Source organism: Polaromonas sp. P1_G4 (assembly GCF_056405475.1).
The window spans coordinates 1-1,720 of record NZ_JBFUCA010000709.1 but is presented as its reverse complement, the minus strand read 5'-3'; the positions used below and the strand labels follow the sequence as shown (position 1 = coordinate 1,720).

Sequence of the window (1,720 nt, the reverse complement as noted above, 5' to 3'; positions counted from 1 at the left end):
AAACGGGTGTGAACCGGCCAACCATCAGCGCCAGCCACTCACGCAGTACCTGCTGTGAAACCACCAGGCCAGAGGCGGAAGGCACCCATTCCATCAGGTCGTGCTGCGCCGGCTGCACCTGGCCCATGGGGGCGGGCGTCACCGTCAGGCCGGCACGCTCAAAAGCCCGGACAGCGCGCGGCATGTGCCAGGCGTCGGTGACCAGCGCGATGCGCTGCACACCGCTTTGCTGCAGCACAGGCGCCAGCAGGCGGGCATTGCCCCATGTATCGCGCGACTGGGCTTCGTTCCAGCGCAGTGTCATGCCATAGTCCTGCTGCACCGTGCGTGCGGCCACCACGGCTTCGGAATCGGTCTGTGCGCTGCTGGCCGCCCAGCCCATGCCGCCGGTAAAGGCCAGCGGCAAGCCCGACTGCCGGGCCAGCCAAACACCGTAGCGCAACCGCGCCGCCGTGTGCGCGCCCGGCTGGCTGCTGCCGTATTCAGCTGCTTCAGGCAGCACGCCGCCGCCCAGCACCACGATGGCCTGCACCTTTTGGGCCTTGAGGCTGGCCACCGGCATGGCGGCAAACTGCGGCAGCACGGTGCGCGCCAGCCATACGGCCGTGCCGTGGCAGCTGAGCAGCGCCAGCAGCAGTACTGAACAGGTTGCCAGCGCCAGCCCGGCCTTTTTATTTCGCCAGGCCAGCACGAGGCCCAGCAGGGCCAGCAACAGCAGCAAGGCCGGCGGGAGCGCCAGGCTGGTTAGCAAAGGCTTGAGCGCGCCGAATTCCATGCGTTGTATTGATTGCTATGAAAAATATAGCTGCTCGCGCTCGTCCTGATTGGTCCGGAGCCCTGAAAGGCCATCAATAAAAGGCTTGCAGGCCGGTCTGGGCGCGGCCCAGGATCAGTGCATGCACGTCATGCGTGCCTTCGTRGGTGTTCACCGTTTCGAGGTTGATCATGTGGCGGATCACATGGTATTCGTCATGGATGCCGTTGCCGCCGTGCATGTCGCGCGCCAGGCGGGCGATGTCCAGCGCCTTGCCGCAGCTGTTGCGTTTGATCAGCGAAATCATTTCCGGCACGGACTTGTCTTCGTCCATCAGCCGGCCCACGCGCAGGCAGCCTTGCAGGCCCAGCGTGATCTCGGTTTGCATGTCGGCCAGCTTCTTCTGGATGAGCTGGTTTTGTGCCAGCGGGCGGCCGAACTGCTGGCGGTCCATGGTGTACTGGCGGGCGCGGAACCAGCAGTCTTCAGCCGCACCGAGCGCACCCCAGGCGATGCCGTAGCGCGCCTTGTTCAGGCAGCCGAAGGGGCCCTTGAGGCCGCTCACGTTGGGCAGCAGGTTGGCTTCAGGCACAAACACGTCGTCCATCACGATCTCGCCGGTGATCGACGCGCGCAAGCTCATCTTGCCTTCGATCTTGGGGGCGCTGAGGCCCTTCATGCCCTTCTCAAGCACGAAGCCGCGAATGCTTTCCTGGCCGCCGACCTTGCCGTCGGGGTCTTCCAGCTTGGCCCAGACGATGAACACGTCGGCGATCGGGCTGTTGGTGATCCACATCTTGGCGCCCTTGACGATGAAGCCGCCGTCCACCGGCTTGGCGCGCGTCAGCATGCTGGCGGGGTCGGAGCCATGGTTGGGCTCGGTCAGGCCGAAGCAGCCCACCCATTCGCCGGTGGCCAGCTTGGGCAGGTATTTTTGCTTTTGCGCTTCGCTGCCGTAGGCGTTGA

Annotated in this window: 2 protein-coding genes; both read right to left on the bottom strand. The window is 65.0% G+C overall.

Going from position 1 to position 1,720, the window contains the following annotated elements; translation table 11 throughout:
- A partial coding sequence (locus tag AC1D1X_RS22485) for a YdcF family protein (protein WP_477668051.1) occupies window positions 1-775 on the bottom strand: 775 nt, incomplete at its 3' end.
- Between the two features lie 73 nt (window positions 776-848).
- On the bottom strand, window positions 849-1,720 hold an 872-nt coding region (locus AC1D1X_RS22480), incomplete at its 5' end, for an acyl-CoA dehydrogenase family protein (RefSeq protein WP_477699244.1).